The organism is Salinicoccus kekensis (genome assembly GCF_900220995.1).
GTDB classification, from domain to species: domain Bacteria; phylum Bacillota; class Bacilli; order Staphylococcales; family Salinicoccaceae; genus Lacicoccus; species Lacicoccus kekensis.
On sequence record NZ_OBQF01000001.1, the window covers coordinates 871143 to 889325 of the forward strand.

Sequence of the window (18183 nt, forward strand, 5' to 3'; positions counted from 1 at the left end):
TTAGTACACTTGAGTACTGTACCAAATCATTTTCAACTACGAGAAAATATATTCGAAACTTGAGACCGGGAACCCCGGTCTTTTTTTATTCGCCTATCTCGTCAGCACATAATATATGACGTAGATCCAACTCAACAGGCCGTGGATGATCGCCCAAAGGATCGACTGATGCACGCTCCATGATATCGTGATCGCCAGCACCGTGCCAAACCCCACCCCTGTTTTAACAACAGACTTCCCATTATCCATAAAAGCACTCCCTTTATTGAGAAGGTGTAAATTTCTCTTAATAAATGCCTGTTTGCCATTGAAAAGGTATGGTCATGTTGCTATAATTGATAATGTTCGATTGAAAAAGAATTATTATTCCACAGTAGCTCAGTGGTAGAGCTATCGGCTGTTAACCGATCGGTCGTAGGTTCGAATCCTACCTGTGGAGCCATATGGAGATGTACTCAAGTGGCTGAAGAGGTACCCCTGCTAAGGGTATAGGTCGCATTGCGCGGCGCGAGGGTTCAAATCCCTCCATCTCCGCTCCTAATTTATACCCGCTAAACGATAAGTTTAGCGGTTTTTTTATTTTTCCCGGCTCTGCACAGGCGGCAAAAAAGCAGGCATTCCTGGAAATCCACGGATGCCTGCTTTTTTAATATTGTAAAGTGCATTTATAAAATAATAAATTACTCACCTTCACCTGCTCCAGTAATTCTGTAGATCAGCCCGCCATCAGTGCTAGCAATAAGCGCGCCATCCTCAGTGACAAGAATATCACGGAAACGTTCGCCTTCTTCAGTCAATAGACGTTCCTCCCCAACGATGATGTCATCTTCTATAATGACACGTACAATATAGTTCGGCGCCAGTCCCCCGATGAACAAGTTGTTCTCCCATTCAGGAATTGCGTCGTTATCATAGAATGACATACCGCTTGGTGCACTTGTCGGATCCCAATAATATCTTGGTTCAACAAAGCCCTGCGCCTCGTGTTCTGAAATGCCCTCATTGATTAATTCACCAGTGTACTCGATACCGTAGGAAACAACCGGCCATCCATAGTTATTGCCCGGTTCAATGATATTCAGTTCGTCCCCGGCCTGCGGACCGAATTCAACAATCCATAAGTCCCCTGTTTCAGGGTGGAAGTCCACACCTTGAGTATTACGGTGACCGTAGCTGTAAATACCGTCCAGTGCGTCTTCATCTTCGATGAATGGGTTCGTATCCACTGGTTCCCCGTCTTGTGTAATGTAAATGACTTTGCCCAGGTATGCATCCAAGTCCTGTGCACGTTCGCGGATTGGGTCATCTGAACGTTCACCAGTTGTTAAGAATAAATTCTCCTCATCATCAAAGATGATACGTCCGCCATAGTGTAAGGTCCCGTCATATGCCGGTGTTGCCTGGAAGATCACTTCAAAATCTTCAAGTGAGGTTTCATCTTCTGATAAAGCACCTTTACCGACAGAAGTTACAGTACCACCTTCAATATCTTGGGAAAACGTCAAAAATACTAACCTTGATTCGTCAAAATCAGGTGCAATGGTTACATCAAGCAAGCCACCTTGATCTTCGTTATTCACTTCCGGTGTACCTTCGATTGGATCTGAAACAGAGCGATCTTCAAGGTTTACAATAAGAAGTTCTGCTGAATCCCTTTGCGTAACAAGTAAGCGGTTTGTATCAAACTCTTCCATACCCCAGGACACACCAAGATCCTCAACAACAACTTCCACATCCAATTCCGCTTCAGTCACGACTTCAGGTGCTCTTGTCTGTTCTGGAAATGCCGGTTCAAAATCAGTAACTTGTGGTTCAGTTTCTGCCGGTTCGGCTTCTCCATCTGTATTTGCACTTTCGTCAGCACCCTCGTCAGCACTTTCCTCTGTTGAAGCATCCGACTCTTCACTTTCTTCTGTTGCGGTATCCGGGTCATCGGTTGGTTCTTCTAAAGCATCATCATTGCCGCATGCTGCCAACGCCAATATAAAGATCAGCATCAGCGAGAACGTTGATCTTGGCCACGAAACTTTTCCCATTGTTTTTTCTCCCCTTTTATAAGATATTGAACTGACTATATTAAAATTCAGGCCACTGAAACCAGCACCAAAAATCAATTAAGACTTTCATATCTTGGTTCAAAAGGTGAATCTCTTAAAATTATTTTATCATAATTATCTGAAAACATAATAACTATCCGTTTCTTTCATTGTTGGCATATTTTTACTGCTACGCTGAAATTCATCGCCGTTGGTCCTGTACAGACCCTCTCCCTTCTACGATTTGCCCTCGGACAATCTATGATAGAATAAATCCGAGGTGATAGATAAATGGAAAAAATCAAGCTCGGTGCTTCGACACTCGAGGCTTCAAGAATCGTGCTCGGCTGCATGCGCATCGCTGATATGGAAGATAAAGCACTCGCCACACATGTCAACAGGGCTATTGAACTCGGCATCAACCTGTTCGACCACGCGGACATCTACGGCGATGGTGAGTGTGAGTACAAGTTCAGCAAGGTACTCGCCTCTGAGGTGAACCGTGAAGATATATTGATACAAAGTAAATGCGGCATCCGTCATGCCGGCAACAGCACCAGCAAAGAAAATGAGTACTACGACCTTTCAAAATCACATATACTAGATTCCGTCGACGGCATACTCGAGCGTCTCGGTACGGATTACCTGGATATACTCATGCTTCACCGGCCGGATGCATTGATGGAGCCGAGGGAAATTGCAGAAGCCTTCGACCACCTGCATGACAGCGGAAAAGTGAGGCATTTCGGTCTCAGCAACTTCCATGCTGCTCAGTTCGACTTCGTCCAGAAGCACACAGATCATAAACTCATCACGAATCAGGTCCAGTTCGGAGCCGGTGCGCCGCATATGATAAACAGCCGCATGCAGGCGAATACGCCTTTTGAGAGTGCTGGAGACCGTGACGGCGGCCTGCTCGATCATGCCCGTCTGCATGACATTACACTGCAGGCATGGTCACCGTTCCATTACGGCTACTTCGACGGCATCATCATGGATGATCCAAAATACGAAGCACTGAACAATGTGCTCGAAGACATCGGAGAAGCTCATGGCATCACCAAAAATGCGGTGGCAGTCGCATGGATACTCAGACACCCCGCCGATATGCAGACCATTATCGGCACGACGAACACTTCAAGACTTGAAGATATCGTAAAAGCCTCCGATGTTAAACTGACCCGTGAAGAATGGTACCGGATTTATAAAGCTGCAGGTCATATACTGCCATAAACAGAAGAACCTCCTGCCGGTGCAGGAGGTTCTTTTATATGCAGCCCTCTGTTCCAATAAAATACTCAAGCGGCTTATCACTGATGATCCTGTTCAAATCAAGGTGTCCAACATAACCCGGCAGCCTTCCCTTGTCGGTATATTGATGGATATCCGCCGGAAATTTCGGGGTGCTGTCCGCCGATGCACTGCCGGACCCGTAGTGCGGGATCCACACGGCGTCCGCTTCACTGGTATCCAGACTGAGCCGTTCATACAGGTGATGGGCGATGTAAAGCCCGACCTTTTCAGCCCCGTGTTTGCGCATTTCATTTACATAAATGCTGACGCCCTTCCTCATATCGGAATGCGTGACGGCTTCCACATCCAGCCACCAGAAGGTCGGATTGAGGTCTTTCGTCCTGTCCCAGAACATTTTCGCTTCATTAATCATATGGGTATCATTCTGCCCGCGCACAAACGCATAGGCTGCCGTCGGCACACCCTGCGCCCTGAATTTTCTATGATGTTTTTCATATTCCCTGTCGATCACATCTGCGTCCATCGTTCTGATGATGGCGTGGTCCACATGTTTTGCCAACTCCTCATAATTGATTGACTCAGAGGGCTGGTGATGGGAGATATCGATGATCATAGCCTCCTCCGCTTTTATCGCTGATGAATTTTTTGGATTCATTATTCCACTCCTTTTAATATTACCGATGTTTTGATGTTCACCTCAACAGAGCGATTAAAATGATCAAAAACAATATGGAAGCGACGAAAGGGAGTATAAGGAAAAAGTAACATCCAAGTTCCATATCCGGTATCTCTTCTTTGTCAGGACTGCTTTTGTGCACCTGCTGACTTGAAGACACGCCTTCCTTTGGCTTCTGACCCGGCGATTTCATTTTTACGCTCTTATTCTCTGCTCTTTTTTTCTCCCGTTTCCTCATCCTGTCGATGATGTATTCGGTGTCTTCATTTCGTTTTTTATCAGGCATCATACCATCCCCTTCACCTCTATAGAGAGAATCTAAAATCGGTGTGCCTCTTTATAATCAATAGCCTCCATTGTATATGTCTAACCTTCATTGAAGAAAAAAACTCCCGCAATGGCATCGTCACTGCGGGATTGAGATATTGATACGTTAATTTTCAACTCACTTAAAATTCATGGAGATCGGAGACCTTGCCCGCTTTGACGACTTGTCCTGGATAATCCGATCTGCCTATGATATTCGGCAGTTCTTTTGAGATGGCTATCACTTCATCCAGGTCCACTGTATGCGGGATACCCATTTCACCGAGCATATGCACCACATCTTCCGTGCATATGTTGCCGCTCGCCCCCGGGGCAAACGGACAGCCGCCGATGCCGCCGATGGCGGAATCGAACCGGTTCACTCCCGCTTCTATGCCTGCGAGCAGATTGGCAAGTCCCATGCCGCGCGTATCATGGAGATGCAGCGTCAGCGGCGTGTCTTCGAAACTCGCCTTCACGTCAGTGATGAATCTTTTGATCTGGTTCGGATTGGCCATGCCGGTCGTATCCGCCAATGTGATGCTGTCCATGCCGAGGTCAATGTATTTCCTAATAAAATCCATCACGGCTTTTTCTGAAATCGCACCTTCAAATGGGCAGCCGAATGCAGTGGCAACGGTGCCGTTGATCTTTATGCCGCTTCCTTTGACGAACTCCGCTATTTTAGCGAATTCCTCGAGGGATTCTTCATGCGTCTTGTTGACATTCTTTTTGTTATGGCTTGCGCTCGCTGACATGACGAGGTTGATTTCATCCAGGCCGGCATCCGTAGCACGTTCAGCCCCGCGCAGGTTCGCCACCAGCCCCACGTAAATGATGGCATCATTTCTGTCTATATTTTTCGCCACTTCTTCGGCATCGCTCAGCTGAGGGACAGCCTTTGGGGAGACGAACGATGTCACCTCGATTTTCGAAACACCCGTCCTGCTGATGCGGTTGATGGTCTTTATCTTATCTTCCGTCGGTATGAACTTATTTTCCATCTGGAAACCGTCACGCGGTATGACTTCCTGAATGTGTATGGTCATGCATCTTCACTCCTCATCAAATAATGCCTTTCTTTGTCAAATAATCCATATGTTCATCAGAATAGTTCAGGAGCTCCCTGTAGACTTCCTCATTATGTTCACCGAGCTTCGGGCCAGCCCACTTTATCTCACCCGGTGTCTCGGAGAATTTCGGCATGATCCCGGGCATCTTCAGCTGCCCGAGGCCTTCGACTTCCACATCTTCGATCATGTTCCTTGCCTGATAATGGGCATCCTCGAAAATATCCGCAATACTGTAGATCGGGCCGTTCGGCACATCAAATTCATCCAGCTTCTCTTGGGCTTCCGAGAGCGTGTGCTGAAGCGTCCATTCCGTGATGACACCGTCCAGGAATTCCGGATATTTTGCCCGGTCGTCGTTGGAGCGGTATTTGGAGTCTTCCCGGATGTCCTCCCTGCCTATCGCTGTCATCAGCCTTTTGAAGATACTGTCGCCGTTACCGCCGATCACAATGTACTTCCCGTCTTTGCACTGATATGTATTCGATGGCACGATGCCCGGCAGCGCACTCCCGGTGCGTTCCCTGATGAAGTTGTAATAATCATATTCCGGCACCATGCTCTCCATCAGGCTGAACACGGCTTCATACAGTGCCACATCAATGAACTGACCGGTTCCGGTGCCCGCAACATCCCTATTGTAAACGGCCATCATCGCGCTGATCACTGCATATAACGAAGAGATGGAATCACCGAGGCTGATGCCGACCCTGACCGGCGGCCTGTCCTCGTAGCCCGTGACATTGCGTATCCCGCCGATCGATTCGCCCACACTGCCGAAACCGGGTTTTTTGCTGTAAGGGCCGTCCTGTCCGTAGCCGGATATTCTGACCATGATGATCTTGGGATTTATTTTCTTCAAATCCTCATAGCCGAGACCCCATTCTTCAAGCTTTCCCGGCCGGAAATTTTCAATCAGTATATCCGTACTCTTAATGAGATCTTTGATGATGTCCTGCCCTTCCTCCGATTTCAAGTCAACCGTAACCGACTTCTTGTTCCTCGACTGCACATACCACCACAGTGAAGTGTCTTTGTGCATCATCCGCCATTTCCTGATTGGATCGCCCGACCCCGGTGTCTCAACTTTAATGACCTCGGCCCCGAAGTCGGCGAACAACCGGCCTGCAAAAGGACCGGCGATCAGCGACCCCATCTCCAGAACACGGAGACCGCTCAATAATTCTTTTGATTTCTCATCAAACATTTCATCCACTCCACAAAGTTATTTTCCTGCTGCTTATAAAGGTTATATGATTTCATCTCCAATAATGCTGACTATTAATAATAGTATGTATTTCAGAAAATTCTTTGTCAATGACCAACAGAGGAAGCTTTTTTATATATTTGAGGATGGTTACATTTTGCCCTGCCGATTCCTGCAGTGGTATAATTATTAAACTAAAACAGTGACTTATTATAGTTTTTATCATACATCATCACTTCTGAATGCCTGGGGACTTTATTCGTATTTCACTACCGGAAGGAAGTAGTCATATGTTTTTTGACTCAGAAGTCCTTTTAAAATTATTCCTTGCCTTAATCTTCGGCATGTTGATCGGTATAGACCGGAAGCTTAAACATAAACCGCTCGGCCTTAAGACATGCTCGGTGATCAGTATAGCAAGCTGTCTCGTGACGATCGTTTCCATCCAATCCTTCGAGCAGTTCGCCACTCCAACCTACAATGCGATAGATCCCATGCGTCTTGCGGCACAGATTGTAAGCGGGGTCGGTTTTTTGGGTGCAGGTGTCATTCTGCACAGAAAAAATGATGTCATCTCAGGTTTGACCAGTGCAGCTTTGATCTGGGCTGCATCAGGACTGGGAATTGCAGTGGGTGCCGGGTTTTATTTTGAAGCTGCTTTTGCGGTGTTTTTCCTGATCATCGCTGTCAACTTCATACCGAGGATATTCAGGTTGATCGGTCCTGAGAAACTGCAGAATAAAGAGATGTCTTTGAAAATGAATGTCGATAAGAATTTGAAGGTGACGGATGTGCTTAAAATCGTCGAGGAGAAATTGCATGAGAAGAATCAACAGGAGAGCAAGGATATTACGATTTTGGACGTTAAGATAAAGAGCTATGAAAGTGGCAGCCAGAAGATCGACCTGAGGCTGTTGGTGCCGGAGAGCCAGTATACGACTGAAATTTATGAGCTGACCAAGGAAATAGACGGCGTACTGGCTGTTGATATACAAAGCTTGTAAGCATTGAGCTCACCAGTCCTGCATAAAACCGGAAAATAAAACCCCTCAGGTTGAGGGGTTCTTTACTACATATTCTTACCGGAATAAAAGTCTTCCTGCTTCATATCTTCAAAAATGACGCTGACGGATTCCTTCGGTGCAAATTTCGATGCATCCATCGTTTTGATGATCTCTTGTGCGAGCGTTTCTTTCTGTTCAGCCGTACGGCCTTCTTTCAGCTGGATTCTTACAAATGGCATGCTTTCCACTCCTGTAGTTTTAAGTTCATTATACGTTGTTTATGTAATGCGGTCCATCTTATGAGGCTCGCTGTCCTTTACATACTGCAAGTAAGCCTTGTATGAAACATCGCTGATCCTGTCCCCTGCAGCGTCCCTGTAATAGCCGGCGCTGTTGTTCTTATATTTTGCCATCTCGCTGAATTCATACTTCTCTTTTTCCAGATTGAATTTATAGTGCAGTTTCAGGGCATTGAGGTACTGGTTGTTGAACGAAGTGAATGATATGTCGACTTCGATTTCCTCATTATTATTAAATCTGACCCTCGTATTCCCGTTGTAATCCCTGTACGAATGGATGTGCTTTATATTGAACCAGCTGTTCTCATTCACCCTGTCCGAATGTGTGCAGAAGAAAATGATTGAACCGAAAAGGTCGATGATGATCGGCAATTTCGCGCTGAGTCCTGTCAGCTTCCTCGTCAATTCTTTTCTGGCCGGGTAACTCTGAGAATACTGTTTACAGTTCCTTTCCATGATCTTATTCGGTGATGATAGACACAAGGCGCTCTCACCGCCGAATAACTCCCCTATCCTTGTTTCAGTCAAACCTTTGTTTCCTACAGACAACATATACATGGTCTCATCGTGGATGTGATAAAATTGTTTCATTGTCCTGCCCCTTTATTTTTGATAAATATAATATAACATATGTTAACTAAGTTGTTAACTTCCAATGACTATTTATATTAAATTTGTAATACATATTGTAAAGAGTATTTTTACAATATTTAATTGTCAAAATATTCAAAACGGATTTGACAATGTTAATTACACCCTTTATAATTCAATACAAGATAAATTAAGGGGGCGGAATACTATGAGTAAACAAGTCTATCCCGTAAACCAGTTACGCGTTTTCATCAACACGATTAACGACCTTTCTGCAGACATCCTGCTTCAAGAAGCGCTTGATGATTTCAACACAAAGCTTTACAGAGAGAAGATTGAAGAAGCATTGGTCGAAAGAGATGAAGAGAAGTTCAATACCTATACTAAACTGTTGAGAGAGATTACTGAAGATGAAAATTAAATTACACCGTTCAACAAAAAATAGCTGACTTTACTTTGTATTATCAACATACATGAGTAAAGTCAGCTAATTTTATTTTATACGGCCAGTTCCAGGAACTCTTCCCTTGTGATCCTGCCAAGATAATGGCTGATGTCGATATCTTTCAGTGCATTGTCGATTGCCTCATAGCTGTGTTCCACACCTTCAAGACGTTCCTCGATATCCACCACTTCACCGACACCGAAAAAGTCCCCGAAGATCTTCGCCTGTTCAATCCTGCCCTGATTGACCTCAAATCTGATATCCAGGAGTCCTGCCGGGAATTTATGGGAGGCGTTGAAATTATACTTGGGGTTTCTGCCGTAGTTCCACTCCCATGTCTGGTACTTCTCCTTGGATAACTTGTCGATCTTTTCCCAGTCTTCATCAGTCAGTTTGTATTCTTCGACTTCTTCCAGAGAACCGAATATTTTAATCAGTATACGGCGTTTGAATTCTTCTATATCTATCTTTTCATCCAGGAAGTCATTGATGTTGCCGACTCTTGCGCTCACTGATTTGATGCCTTTGGATTCGATCTTTTTAGGGTTCACTTTAAGTGCATTCTGGACTTCACTGATATCACTGTCGAGCATGACAGTGCCATGGGAGAACATTCTGCCTTTCTGGGTGAACATCGCGTTTCCGGAAACCTTTTTGCCGTCGACTTCGATATCGTTCCTGCCGGAAAGTGCTGCATTGACGCCCATCTCCTGAAGCGCATCGACGATTGGCTGTGTGAAGCGCTTGAAGTTATGGAAACTGTCGCCATCGTCCTCGGTGATGAAGCTGAAGTTCAAGTTGCCTTCATCATGGTACACTGCACCGCCGCCGGAAACACGCCGGACCACTTTGATGCCGTGCTCACGGATATAGGGTTCATTGATTTCCTCGATCGTATTCTGGTTTTTGCCTATGATGATGGACGGCTGATTCACATAAAATAAAAAGTATGAGTCATCAGTGGGGATTTCCCTCAGTACGTACTCCTCCATCGCCAGGTTGACCATGGGATCTGTAATGTTGTTGTTGGATATGAATTTCACGGTATGACCTCCTATAAAAAATGATCTGAGACCATTATATATTAATCAGGTGTCATAGTGCGTCCATTATGATTTTGAACCGGAAAGAACATTTTCAGCAGCTTCCTTGCCGCCTTTAACACAGTCCGGCAGGCCGACGGCATAGTGTGACGCACCGATCAGCTGTATGCCGGGATACGTCTCTTCCATATGTTCATGGATGCCGTCGATCATTTCTTTATGGCCGACGTTGTAATTCGGCATCGAGTTCTTGAGCTTGGTGACTATTTTCAATTCAGGCTCCCCTTCAATGTCCATGATCCTGTCCAGATCTTTACGGGCGAGACGGAGGATGTCCTCTTCAGATTTCTCTTCGACGATGAAATCACCGGGTCTGCCGACATATGCCCTGAGCAACACCTTGCCTTCAGGGGTGGAATGCTTCCACTTCTTATTGGTCCATGTGCAGGCGGTGATTGCAGTATCCATATTACGGCTGACCACGAATCCGGTGCCGTCAATGTCATTCTTCACCTGATCGGCATCAAACGACATGACGACGGTTGCCACACTCGTTGCAGGCATATGCTTGAAATACTCGAGTTCTTTATCCTCGAACCAGCGCTTGTACTGGAAGTGCGGGGTCGTGATGATCACCTGGTCATAATGTTCTTCTTTGCCGTTGACCGTCACTTTGTAACCTTCACCGGATTTCACTATCGCTTCAACATCACTGTTGAAATGCAGATTGGCATTTTGTGACTCCACTCTCTCCTGGAGCCTTTCGATGAATGATATCAATCCATTTTTGAACTGGAAGAACTGTCCGACTTTTTTTGTGTTCTTCTTAGGCTGCTTCGATTTGATCATGCCTTTGATCAGGCTGCCGTGCTTCTGTTCCTGATGCTTGAAATTGGGATAAGTCGACATCAGGCTGAGCCTGTCGATCGGAGTACTGTAAACCCCGGACAACAGGGGATCGATCAAATTCTCAAGGACTTCATCGCCGAGCCTCTCCCTGAAGAAGCTGCCGGCGGAAACATCCGTGTATAGAGGTGTCCTGCCTTTGGCCAAATCTATCAGCGCACGCAGCTTGCCCGATACAGAGATCAGACTTGATGTCAGGAAAGGCATGATTTCCGTCGGTACGCCGAGCATCGTGCCGGGAGGCACCGGATGCAGCCGGTGTCCGGCATAAATATACGCCTGCCCTGTTTCATTCCTGACGAGATCGTCTTCAAGCCCAATTTCCTTTGCAAGGTCCGTCAACGCTTCTTTACGGCTCAAATATGATTCGGGGCCAAGTTCGATGACAAAACCGTCTTTCCGGTATGTCATGATCTTGCCTCCGGCATGGTCCGCCTTCTCATAGATGTCCACTTCGATATCCTGGCCGTCCCTGGTCAGATAGAAACCTGCAGACAGTCCTGTGATGCCTGCCCCGATAATGGCAACTTTCGTCATTTAAAACCCTTCTTTGCTACTATTATAGTCTCTCGAGCTGGTTGATCATCGACTGGATGAATCTTTCGTCTGTGTTCGGCATTGTCGGCCTGTGGTAGCCGGCACCGACTTCGTCACACACGACTTTACATTCATAGTCGTTGTCATAGAGCACTTCCAGGTGCTCACAGACAAATCCGAGCGGCAGGTAGATGAAGTGTTTGAAACCATGCTCGTTATAAAGATCACGCGTCAGATCCTGCACGTCGGGTCCGAGCCATGGTTCCGGCGTATTGCCCTCCGACTGCCAGCCGACGAAGACGTTCTGAAGCCCCGCCTGCTCTTTCAGCAGCTGTGCAGTTTCTTCGAGCTGCCCCGGATAAGGGTCGTTCTGTTCTTTGATCTTCTCCGGAAGACTGTGGGCACTGACGATGATCGCCGTCTCACCATGTTCTGCTTCATCGATTTCACTCAGTGACGACTTGACCGCTTCCGTCCAGAAATCGAGGAACGGCTGCTCATCATAAAATGATTCCACCGACTTCAGTTCGATGCCGTATTTTTCGCACTCTTCCTGGGCACGCTGGTTGTAGGTGCCGACGGAGAAATTGGAATAGTGCGGTGCCAGCACGACGGACTCGGCTTCTTTTATACCGTCTTCAGACATCTGTTTGACTGCATCCTCGATGAACGGATCGATATGCTTCAAGCCGATGTAGAGCTGATATTCATCTTCAGATTTTGAATTATATTGCTGCAGCAGTGCTTCCGCCTGCCTCTCAGTCGTATCAGCCAGAGGTGAGATTCCGCCGATCGCTTCGTAGCGGTCCTTCAAGTCCTGAAGCGCCTCTTCACTTGGCGGCCTGCCTCGTCTGATATGGGTGTAGTAAGGCTCGATATCCTCTTCTTTATAAGGCGTTCCGTATGCCATGACCAATAATCCTTTTTTCTGTGCCACTAAAATCACAATCCTTTACTGTAAGTATGAACTAATTCTGTCAATCTCTTAAGGGTATCAGGTTCCACTTCAGGGAACACACCGTGTCCAAGGTTGAATATATGTCCGGTCCTGTTGCCCTGCGCCACGATCTCCTTGGCTTTCGCTTCGATGATTTCCCAGTCCGTCAGCAGCAATGCCGGTTCAAGGTTCCCCTGCAGTGCTTTTTTGACACCCATTTCCCTCGCTTCGTTGATGGATGTCCTCCAGTCGAGTCCGATCACATCGACATCAAGCGTGTTCCATTCAGGTATGAGATGGGAAGCACCGATACCGAAGACGATTACAGGAACACCTTTCGACCTCACGTGTGAAGCAATCCTGTTCATGTAAGGTGACAAATGTTCGGCGTAAACCGGCCTGCTCAACGCACCGCTCCAGGAATCGAATATTTGGATGATGCTTGCACCCGAATCGATCTGCGCATCCAGATAGGTGATGCTCATATCCGTCAGCTTCTCCATCAACAGGTGCCAGGTCTTCGGCTCGTTGTAAAGCAGCTGCTTTGTCTTATGGAAGTTTTTTGTCGGCCCGCCTTCGATCATGTAGCTCGCCACTGTAAACGGCGCGCCGCAGAACCCGATCAAAGGTACATTGAGCTTTTCTTTCGTCAATATTTCAATCGTTTTATAAATGTAGTCGAGGTCTTTATAAGGATCGAGTTCCCCAAGTTTCTCGACATCTTTAATATCCTTGATCGGATTATGGATGACCGGCCCGACGCCCGCCTTGATCTCCACATCGATGCCAATCGGTGCCAGCGGTGTGATGATGTCTTTGTACAATACTGCCGCATCAACGTTGTAATTCTCCACCGGGGTCGCCGTTAAGTAAGCTGTCAGCTCAGGCTGCTTCGTGATTTCAATCAAAGAATACTTTTCCTTGACCTTCAAATACTCAGGCTGGCTGCGCCCCACCTGCCTCATGAACCATACAGGTGTATGTTCTGTCTTCTCACCTTTTGCCGCTCTAATCAAAGTATCATTAAACAATTCAAAAGCCTCCGTCTCATAATTTCCCATACTATATTATCATACCTTACATTCAGTGTCATAACGTAGAAATTAATGACAAAAAAATGATATTTGCCGGGCGCTCAAGTTTAAATCGGCACAGTGGAAGGTATAGTAGATATAAGACATGATAAGAGGTGAACATAATGAAATTACACGTTACAACAGGCACTCTTGACTATATGACTTCCATGAAAGAAAAAAACCCCAAGCTGATGATGAATGCAAGGGATCGTGAAGCAATGTTGTACACTGAGGATGAAGATGCATCACTTTTTGCTTCAGGGTATGATTATGAAATTTTGCACAGCCACGGCTCATTGAATGAGGAAAACACCATTCATATACAATATATACCTGTTTCAGGAAGCGGCAATGCGTCCATTTTGGGGCATCTGTCGGATTTGAACCAGAAGCTTCAGAACGTAAAAGGCCTCCTTGCATACCGCATCGGCCATTCCGATGAGAGGGATACTTTCATCGTCTTCACACAGTGGCCGGCCAGCTCGACGATAAGCGACTTCAAAACGTCCGACATCTACAGGGACTACCTGACGACCGATGTCCTGAAGAAATTCCGGGATGCAGGAGCCATGTTCCACAGCTACAGCGCATCCAAGATTTATTTGCCTGTCAAAGAGAATGAAGAGGCGCTGCAAGACCAGCCTGAAGACGAAGAAGATTACTGAGCGGATCAATCACTCAGTAATCTTTCTTTTTTATATACATTTTTGCTGAAGTAGCTGTTCAGCATATAGCCCCATAAGGGGAAGACTGCCGCAATATAGAAATAGACGGGATGCAGGAGGATGAATATGACTGCAAGGAGCAGCGCAATCATGAAGATCATCTTATGGGAAAAACGGATGTACCCGTCCTGGATATACTCCCTTTTCACCGGCCATATTTTAGGCCACAGCAGATACGCCTGCGCGGTGTAGAGCTGTGACATCTGAAGGACGATGACGTAAAGTGCAAACAGCAGGACAATCACCGATAATACGAGCTGATCCACCCATATGATGACGACTGAGAATATAAGCAGAAGCCTCAGGATGATCATCGGAAGATCATTGTCCCTTAGAAATGTCCTTCTGAAGAGGTATTCATACATATGATCTTTATTGAAACGGCCCGCCTTCGGCCGTCTCAAAAGAAAATCGAAGTACTTCCTCCTCTTATATTGCTTCGACGCCTGCCGGACATTGGTGAACATCGACACATACTGATAATACTTCTGCTTCATCGATGCTTCATAATCAATGATTTTCGGCCAGTCCAGATTTTTATGCTGCTTCTTCTGAACCCAGAAGTACAGGCCGCCGATCAGCAGAAGACCCAGGATGGTGAATGCCGGATGGATAAGCAGTGAAAGGAGCGATACAAAGTGGATGATGATCAGCAGCGATATTACAGTGTTCTGGGAAACCGGCGAATTGACGGCATCCCGCCTGATCAAAAACGCCATGATATATAAAAGTACTGACATCGCTGCAAATAAAGCCATCACCCACCCCGGATGTCCGACCCGGAGCAGCAGCAGCGATATGGCGAGCCCGATTTCCGGGAGGTAGATGCCGAGCCAGACTGAATACCTGTCCATGGATGAAAAGTAGCGCTTCATATGCTTTTCGTACGGCGGCAGGAACAGCACATCCGCCTCCTTCAAAAGCGGGCGGTACTTCGGCAGCAGAGTGAAGCTCATGAGCAGCGCCGCGATGATGTCCAAGTAGATGCTCGGCTCCATCATCGACAGCATCCCGAGGAGCGAGTACAGGAACACACCTGCCGCAATCGTCAGGAATATTAAAAAGTGGCTGTTGAATATATACTTGCCGTAATATGCCCGGACCCTGATATCATCCTCTATCCTGCTTTTATGAAGGGGTGCTTTCATTGGAACCTGCGCCCCCCGTCAGTGACAGATACAGCTCGTCGAGTGATGCCCCCGGCATGCCGAGCCCGTCCCTCAGTTCATCAATCGTGCCGGAGACCAGCAGCCTGCCGTCATCCAGTATCACATAGCGGTCGCAATAGCGCTCAGCCGTGGATAAAATATGTGTACTCATCAGGATCGAGCGGCCTTCCGTCCTTTCAGACACCATAAGTTCAATCAATGACTCGATGCCGAGGGGATCGAGGCCAAGGAAGGGTTCATCAATGATGTAAAGGTCCGGCTCTACGATGAATGCACAGATGAGCATCACTTTCTGCTTCATCCCTTTTGAGAAATGCGTCGGGAACATTTCGCCCTTCTCATCCAGCCTGAACACTTTCAAAAGCTGCTCAGCACGTTCCCACGCCATCCCCTCCTCCAGCCCGTAAGCCATAATGGTCATATCGATATGCTCGTTCAGCGTCAATTCCTCATACAATATCGGTGACTCGGGGATATAGGCAAGCGCACGCCTGTACTCTTCTGTATCTTCCCCGATCTCTATACCGTTGACTTCGATGCGCCCGGCCTGCGGGTTTAATAGGCCCAGTATATGTTTGATCGTCGTGCTTTTACCTGCGCCGTTCAAACCGATCAGGCCGACGATCTCGCCTGCCTTGATATTGAAACTGATATCATGGATGACGGCGGTCTTGGAATAACCGCCCGTCAATTTCTCTATATTCAGAACCATATTCGACTTCCTTTAATTTAAATAAAATTATTTGTATACTGATACTAAGTTACAATATATCATAATAAAACTACGGAGGTACAATGAATGAGTAAAACAATTTTTGAACAGATCGTCGACAGGGAAATCCCGGCAAACATCGTCTATGAAGATGAGACGGTACTCGCTTTCATGGATGCATTCCCTTTGTCGAAAGGCCATACACTCGTCATTCCGAAGCGCCCGATTGAAAACATCTACGACCTGGACGATGAGACCGGTGCAGAAGTGATGGCTGCAGTGACGAAAGTCGCCAGGGCACTCCGGGCCGCGTTCAATCCTAAAGGCCTGAACGTCGTTCAAAATAACGGCTCTTATGCCTCACAGTCCGTATTCCACCTGCACTTCCACCTCATACCAAGATATGATGATGAATACGACGGCTTCAACTACAAATGGGACCCGGTCTCGGAACCAGGTTCGGATGACGAACGCAAGGAGCTGGAAGACCGCATCAAATCCGAGCTCGATGAGTAGGACCCATTCTTAATGGGTAATGGTTTATATAAACTCGCTAAAAGGACGTGTCATGAATGAAGCTTAAGAACATAGCAGTCGGTTTTCTTGTCGGAGTGACCGGCGGTGCACTCGTATCCATACTGAATGCACCGAAATCCGGTTCAGAATTGCAGCAGTCTTTAAAGGAAGAATCAGGCAACTTCAAATCCCAGATGAATCAGGTGAAAATTGAAGCCAATGCAGTCAAATCCTCATTTTTAAAGACGAAGCATGAGTCTCAGGAAGTGTTCAGCAGTCTGGGTGATGAAATCAAAACGATGATCAGCAACTTCCAGGCGGATATCAATCCCAACATCGAAAACATCCAGAACCATGTGGATAACGTTTCGAACCGCGGGGAAGAGATCAGTAAAACTGCGAGCAATATAACGAGCAGGAAGAAAAAATAATATCATACTGATGATGGCGGAACGCAATACTATTTGTGTTCCGCCATTTTTGTATGATATTATCACTTGTAGGATGACTAAAGGAGAAGTGTTTATGAAGAAAAAATTGATGCCTGTTCTTATCGGACTGGGCCTGATCGGACTCGCAGGATGCGGGAACGGCGAAGAAAGCAGTTCGAACGGCGGGGACGGCGAAACACAATTTGGGGAAGTATTGGCAACAAGTGATGCAGGAGACGTCACTGTTGATGATATATTGAATGAAATGGGTACGACCCAGGTTGCAAACCAGACTTTCCAGCTTGTGCTTGATCAGATACTGCAGGATAAATACAGCGATGAAGTCGATGAGGCTGAAATCAACGAGCAGGTCGATGCCGAGATGGAGCAGTACGGCGGCGAGGAACAGTTCGAAATGATGATGGCCCAGCAGCAGCCTGGCATGACAGCGGAAAACTACAGAGAACAGCGTATAGCAAGTACATACCATGATCTCTTCTTCGCTGAAAAATTCGACATCACCGATGAAGAAGCCATGGAAAACGCAGCAGAAGGTGCACATATCCTCATTGCAGTGGATGAAGAGGAAGAGGACGGTTTATCAGATGAAGAAGCGGAAGAAAAAGCGGAAGATCTGATTTCTGAAATCGAAGACGGCGCAGACTTCGGTGAAGTCGCCGAAGAAGAGTCGGGTGATCCGGGCAGTGCTGCAGAACAGGGTTCACTCGGCCTGGTCACTGAAGGACAGATGGTACCTGAGTTTGAAGAAGCACTTTTTGAACTCGAGCAAGGTGAAATGACAAGCGAGCCTGTGGAATCTGACTTCGGTTATCACATCATCCAAAGAGGCGAAGAAGAAAATCTCGATGAAGAAATTGATGCTGTGAAGAGCCAGATGGTCAACCAGAGAATCCAGGAAGATCCGGGCCAGGTCCTGACTTTCTATCAGGATCTCCTTGACGAGTACAATGTCTCCTTTGAAAATGATGAAATTGAGTCATATATTCAGGAAACTTACATGATGGACGGCGAAGAAGCCGCTGTTGAGGAAGAAGAAGCTGAAGAAGACAGCGAAGACGCAGAAGAAGCACCTGCTGAAGACACAGAAGAAGATACTGATGAAGAATAAAATTCATTTAAACTTGAGATCTGCACCCCGGTGCAGATTTTTTTGTGGAGTTTATCCTGCCCGGAGGTCGTTGTGCCGATTTGAACCGTGATTTTTGAGGCCTCAAATCGGATT

The 18183-nt window shown here is 46.6% G+C and carries 21 protein-coding genes and 2 tRNA genes; 9 read left to right on the forward strand and 14 right to left on the reverse strand.

Going from position 1 to position 18183, the window contains the following annotated elements:
- Positions 1-93: 93 nt before the first annotated feature.
- Complete coding sequence (locus CRN96_RS13220; protein ID WP_179647092.1) at positions 94-249, reverse strand: hypothetical protein; 156 nt, start codon at positions 247-249, stop codon at positions 94-96.
- A gap of 118 nt (positions 250-367) precedes the next feature.
- On the opposite strand from CRN96_RS13220, the gene CRN96_RS04370 reads away from it, so the two are divergent.
- Positions 368-442 (forward strand) — tRNA-Asn (locus CRN96_RS04370).
- 3 nt (positions 443-445) lie between these two features.
- Positions 446-534 (forward strand) — tRNA-Ser (locus tag CRN96_RS04375).
- Positions 535-680: 146 nt separating this feature from the next.
- Here the strand turns inward: CRN96_RS04375 and CRN96_RS04380 are convergent.
- Positions 681-2114, reverse strand: coding sequence for a PQQ-dependent sugar dehydrogenase (locus tag CRN96_RS04380; protein WP_245844539.1), 1434 nt, complete (start codon positions 2112-2114; stop codon positions 681-683).
- 213 nt (positions 2115-2327) lie between these two features.
- On the opposite strand from CRN96_RS04380, the gene CRN96_RS04385 reads away from it, so the two are divergent.
- The gene (locus tag CRN96_RS04385) at positions 2328-3269 is read left to right on the forward strand and encodes an aldo/keto reductase (protein WP_097039495.1); all 942 of its coding nucleotides are present in this window, start codon (positions 2328-2330) and stop codon (positions 3267-3269) included.
- Positions 3270-3303: 34 nt separating this feature from the next.
- Here CRN96_RS04385 and CRN96_RS04390 read toward each other — a convergent pair whose 3' ends face one another.
- The 4 genes from CRN96_RS04390 to CRN96_RS04405 form a co-directional block, all read right to left on the reverse strand.
- Positions 3304-3945 (reverse strand): GH25 family lysozyme, encoded by a 642-nt coding sequence (locus CRN96_RS04390; RefSeq protein WP_097039497.1) that lies wholly within the window; start codon positions 3943-3945, stop codon positions 3304-3306.
- Between the two features lie 37 nt (positions 3946-3982).
- Positions 3983-4252, reverse strand: a complete 270-nt coding sequence (locus CRN96_RS04395; protein WP_097039499.1) for a hypothetical protein — start codon at positions 4250-4252, stop codon at positions 3983-3985.
- Between the two features lie 163 nt (positions 4253-4415).
- On the reverse strand, positions 4416-5321 hold the full coding sequence (locus CRN96_RS04400; protein ID WP_097039501.1) for a hydroxymethylglutaryl-CoA lyase: 906 nt from the start codon (positions 5319-5321) through the stop codon (positions 4416-4418).
- Positions 5322-5337: 16 nt separating this feature from the next.
- The gene (locus CRN96_RS04405) at positions 5338-6549 is read right to left on the reverse strand and encodes a CaiB/BaiF CoA transferase family protein (RefSeq protein ID WP_097039503.1); all 1212 of its coding nucleotides are present in this window, start codon (positions 6547-6549) and stop codon (positions 5338-5340) included.
- Positions 6550-6839: 290 nt separating this feature from the next.
- Between CRN96_RS04405 and CRN96_RS04410 the strand changes: the two genes are divergently transcribed.
- Positions 6840-7553, forward strand: a complete 714-nt coding sequence (locus CRN96_RS04410; RefSeq protein ID WP_097039505.1) for an MgtC/SapB family protein — start codon at positions 6840-6842, stop codon at positions 7551-7553.
- A 65-nt stretch (positions 7554-7618) separates the two neighbouring features.
- Here CRN96_RS04410 and CRN96_RS04415 read toward each other — a convergent pair whose 3' ends face one another.
- Entirely contained in the window at positions 7619-7792 is a 174-nt protein-coding gene (locus CRN96_RS04415) for a tautomerase family protein (protein WP_097039507.1), read from the reverse strand.
- A gap of 39 nt (positions 7793-7831) precedes the next feature.
- Complete coding sequence (locus tag CRN96_RS04420; RefSeq protein ID WP_097039509.1) at positions 7832-8443, reverse strand: competence protein ComK; 612 nt, start codon at positions 8441-8443, stop codon at positions 7832-7834.
- Positions 8444-8651: 208 nt separating this feature from the next.
- Here CRN96_RS04420 and CRN96_RS04425 point away from each other — a divergent pair, with 208 nt between their 5' ends.
- Complete coding sequence (locus CRN96_RS04425; RefSeq protein WP_097039511.1) at positions 8652-8864, forward strand: IDEAL domain-containing protein; 213 nt, start codon at positions 8652-8654, stop codon at positions 8862-8864.
- A 77-nt stretch (positions 8865-8941) separates the two neighbouring features.
- Here the strand turns inward: CRN96_RS04425 and lplA are convergent, their stop codons facing one another.
- From lplA to hemE, 4 genes are all read right to left on the reverse strand, one after another.
- Positions 8942-9931: a lipoate--protein ligase gene (gene lplA / locus CRN96_RS04430; protein WP_097039513.1), complete on the reverse strand. Its 990-nt coding sequence runs from the start codon at positions 9929-9931 to the stop codon at positions 8942-8944.
- A gap of 66 nt (positions 9932-9997) precedes the next feature.
- Entirely contained in the window at positions 9998-11374 is a 1377-nt protein-coding gene (gene hemY, locus CRN96_RS04435; RefSeq protein ID WP_097039514.1) for a protoporphyrinogen oxidase, read from the reverse strand.
- A 22-nt stretch (positions 11375-11396) separates the two neighbouring features.
- On the reverse strand, positions 11397-12311 hold the full coding sequence (gene hemH, locus CRN96_RS04440; protein ID WP_097039515.1) for a ferrochelatase: 915 nt from the start codon (positions 12309-12311) through the stop codon (positions 11397-11399).
- 5 nt (positions 12312-12316) lie between these two features.
- Positions 12317-13372 (reverse strand): uroporphyrinogen decarboxylase, encoded by a 1056-nt coding sequence (gene hemE / locus CRN96_RS04445; RefSeq protein WP_179647093.1) that lies wholly within the window; start codon positions 13370-13372, stop codon positions 12317-12319.
- A 182-nt stretch (positions 13373-13554) separates the two neighbouring features.
- Between hemE and CRN96_RS04450 the strand changes: the two genes are divergently transcribed.
- Positions 13555-14052: a hypothetical protein gene (locus CRN96_RS04450; protein ID WP_143544282.1), complete on the forward strand. Its 498-nt coding sequence runs from the start codon at positions 13555-13557 to the stop codon at positions 14050-14052.
- A gap of 5 nt (positions 14053-14057) precedes the next feature.
- Here the strand turns inward: CRN96_RS04450 and CRN96_RS04455 are convergent, their stop codons facing one another.
- Positions 14058-15260 carry an ABC transporter permease gene (locus CRN96_RS04455; protein WP_097039517.1) on the reverse strand — a complete coding sequence of 401 codons (1203 nt, stop codon included), beginning with the start codon at positions 15258-15260 and terminating at the stop codon, positions 14058-14060.
- On the reverse strand, positions 15241-15993 hold the full coding sequence (locus CRN96_RS04460; RefSeq protein WP_097039518.1) for an ABC transporter ATP-binding protein: 753 nt from the start codon (positions 15991-15993) through the stop codon (positions 15241-15243). The genes CRN96_RS04455 and CRN96_RS04460 overlap by 20 nt, the downstream gene beginning before the upstream one ends.
- Before the next feature lie 87 nt (positions 15994-16080).
- On the opposite strand from CRN96_RS04460, the gene CRN96_RS04465 reads away from it, so the two are divergent.
- From CRN96_RS04465 to CRN96_RS04475, 3 genes are all read left to right on the forward strand, one after another.
- The gene (locus tag CRN96_RS04465; RefSeq protein ID WP_097039520.1) at positions 16081-16509 is read left to right on the forward strand and encodes an HIT family protein; all 429 of its coding nucleotides are present in this window, start codon (positions 16081-16083) and stop codon (positions 16507-16509) included.
- A gap of 56 nt (positions 16510-16565) precedes the next feature.
- On the forward strand, positions 16566-16940 hold the full coding sequence (locus tag CRN96_RS04470) for a YtxH domain-containing protein (RefSeq protein WP_097039523.1): 375 nt from the start codon (positions 16566-16568) through the stop codon (positions 16938-16940).
- A 94-nt stretch (positions 16941-17034) separates the two neighbouring features.
- Entirely contained in the window at positions 17035-18069 is a 1035-nt protein-coding gene (locus CRN96_RS04475; RefSeq protein ID WP_097039525.1) for a peptidylprolyl isomerase, read from the forward strand.
- Positions 18070-18183 lie beyond the last annotated feature (114 nt).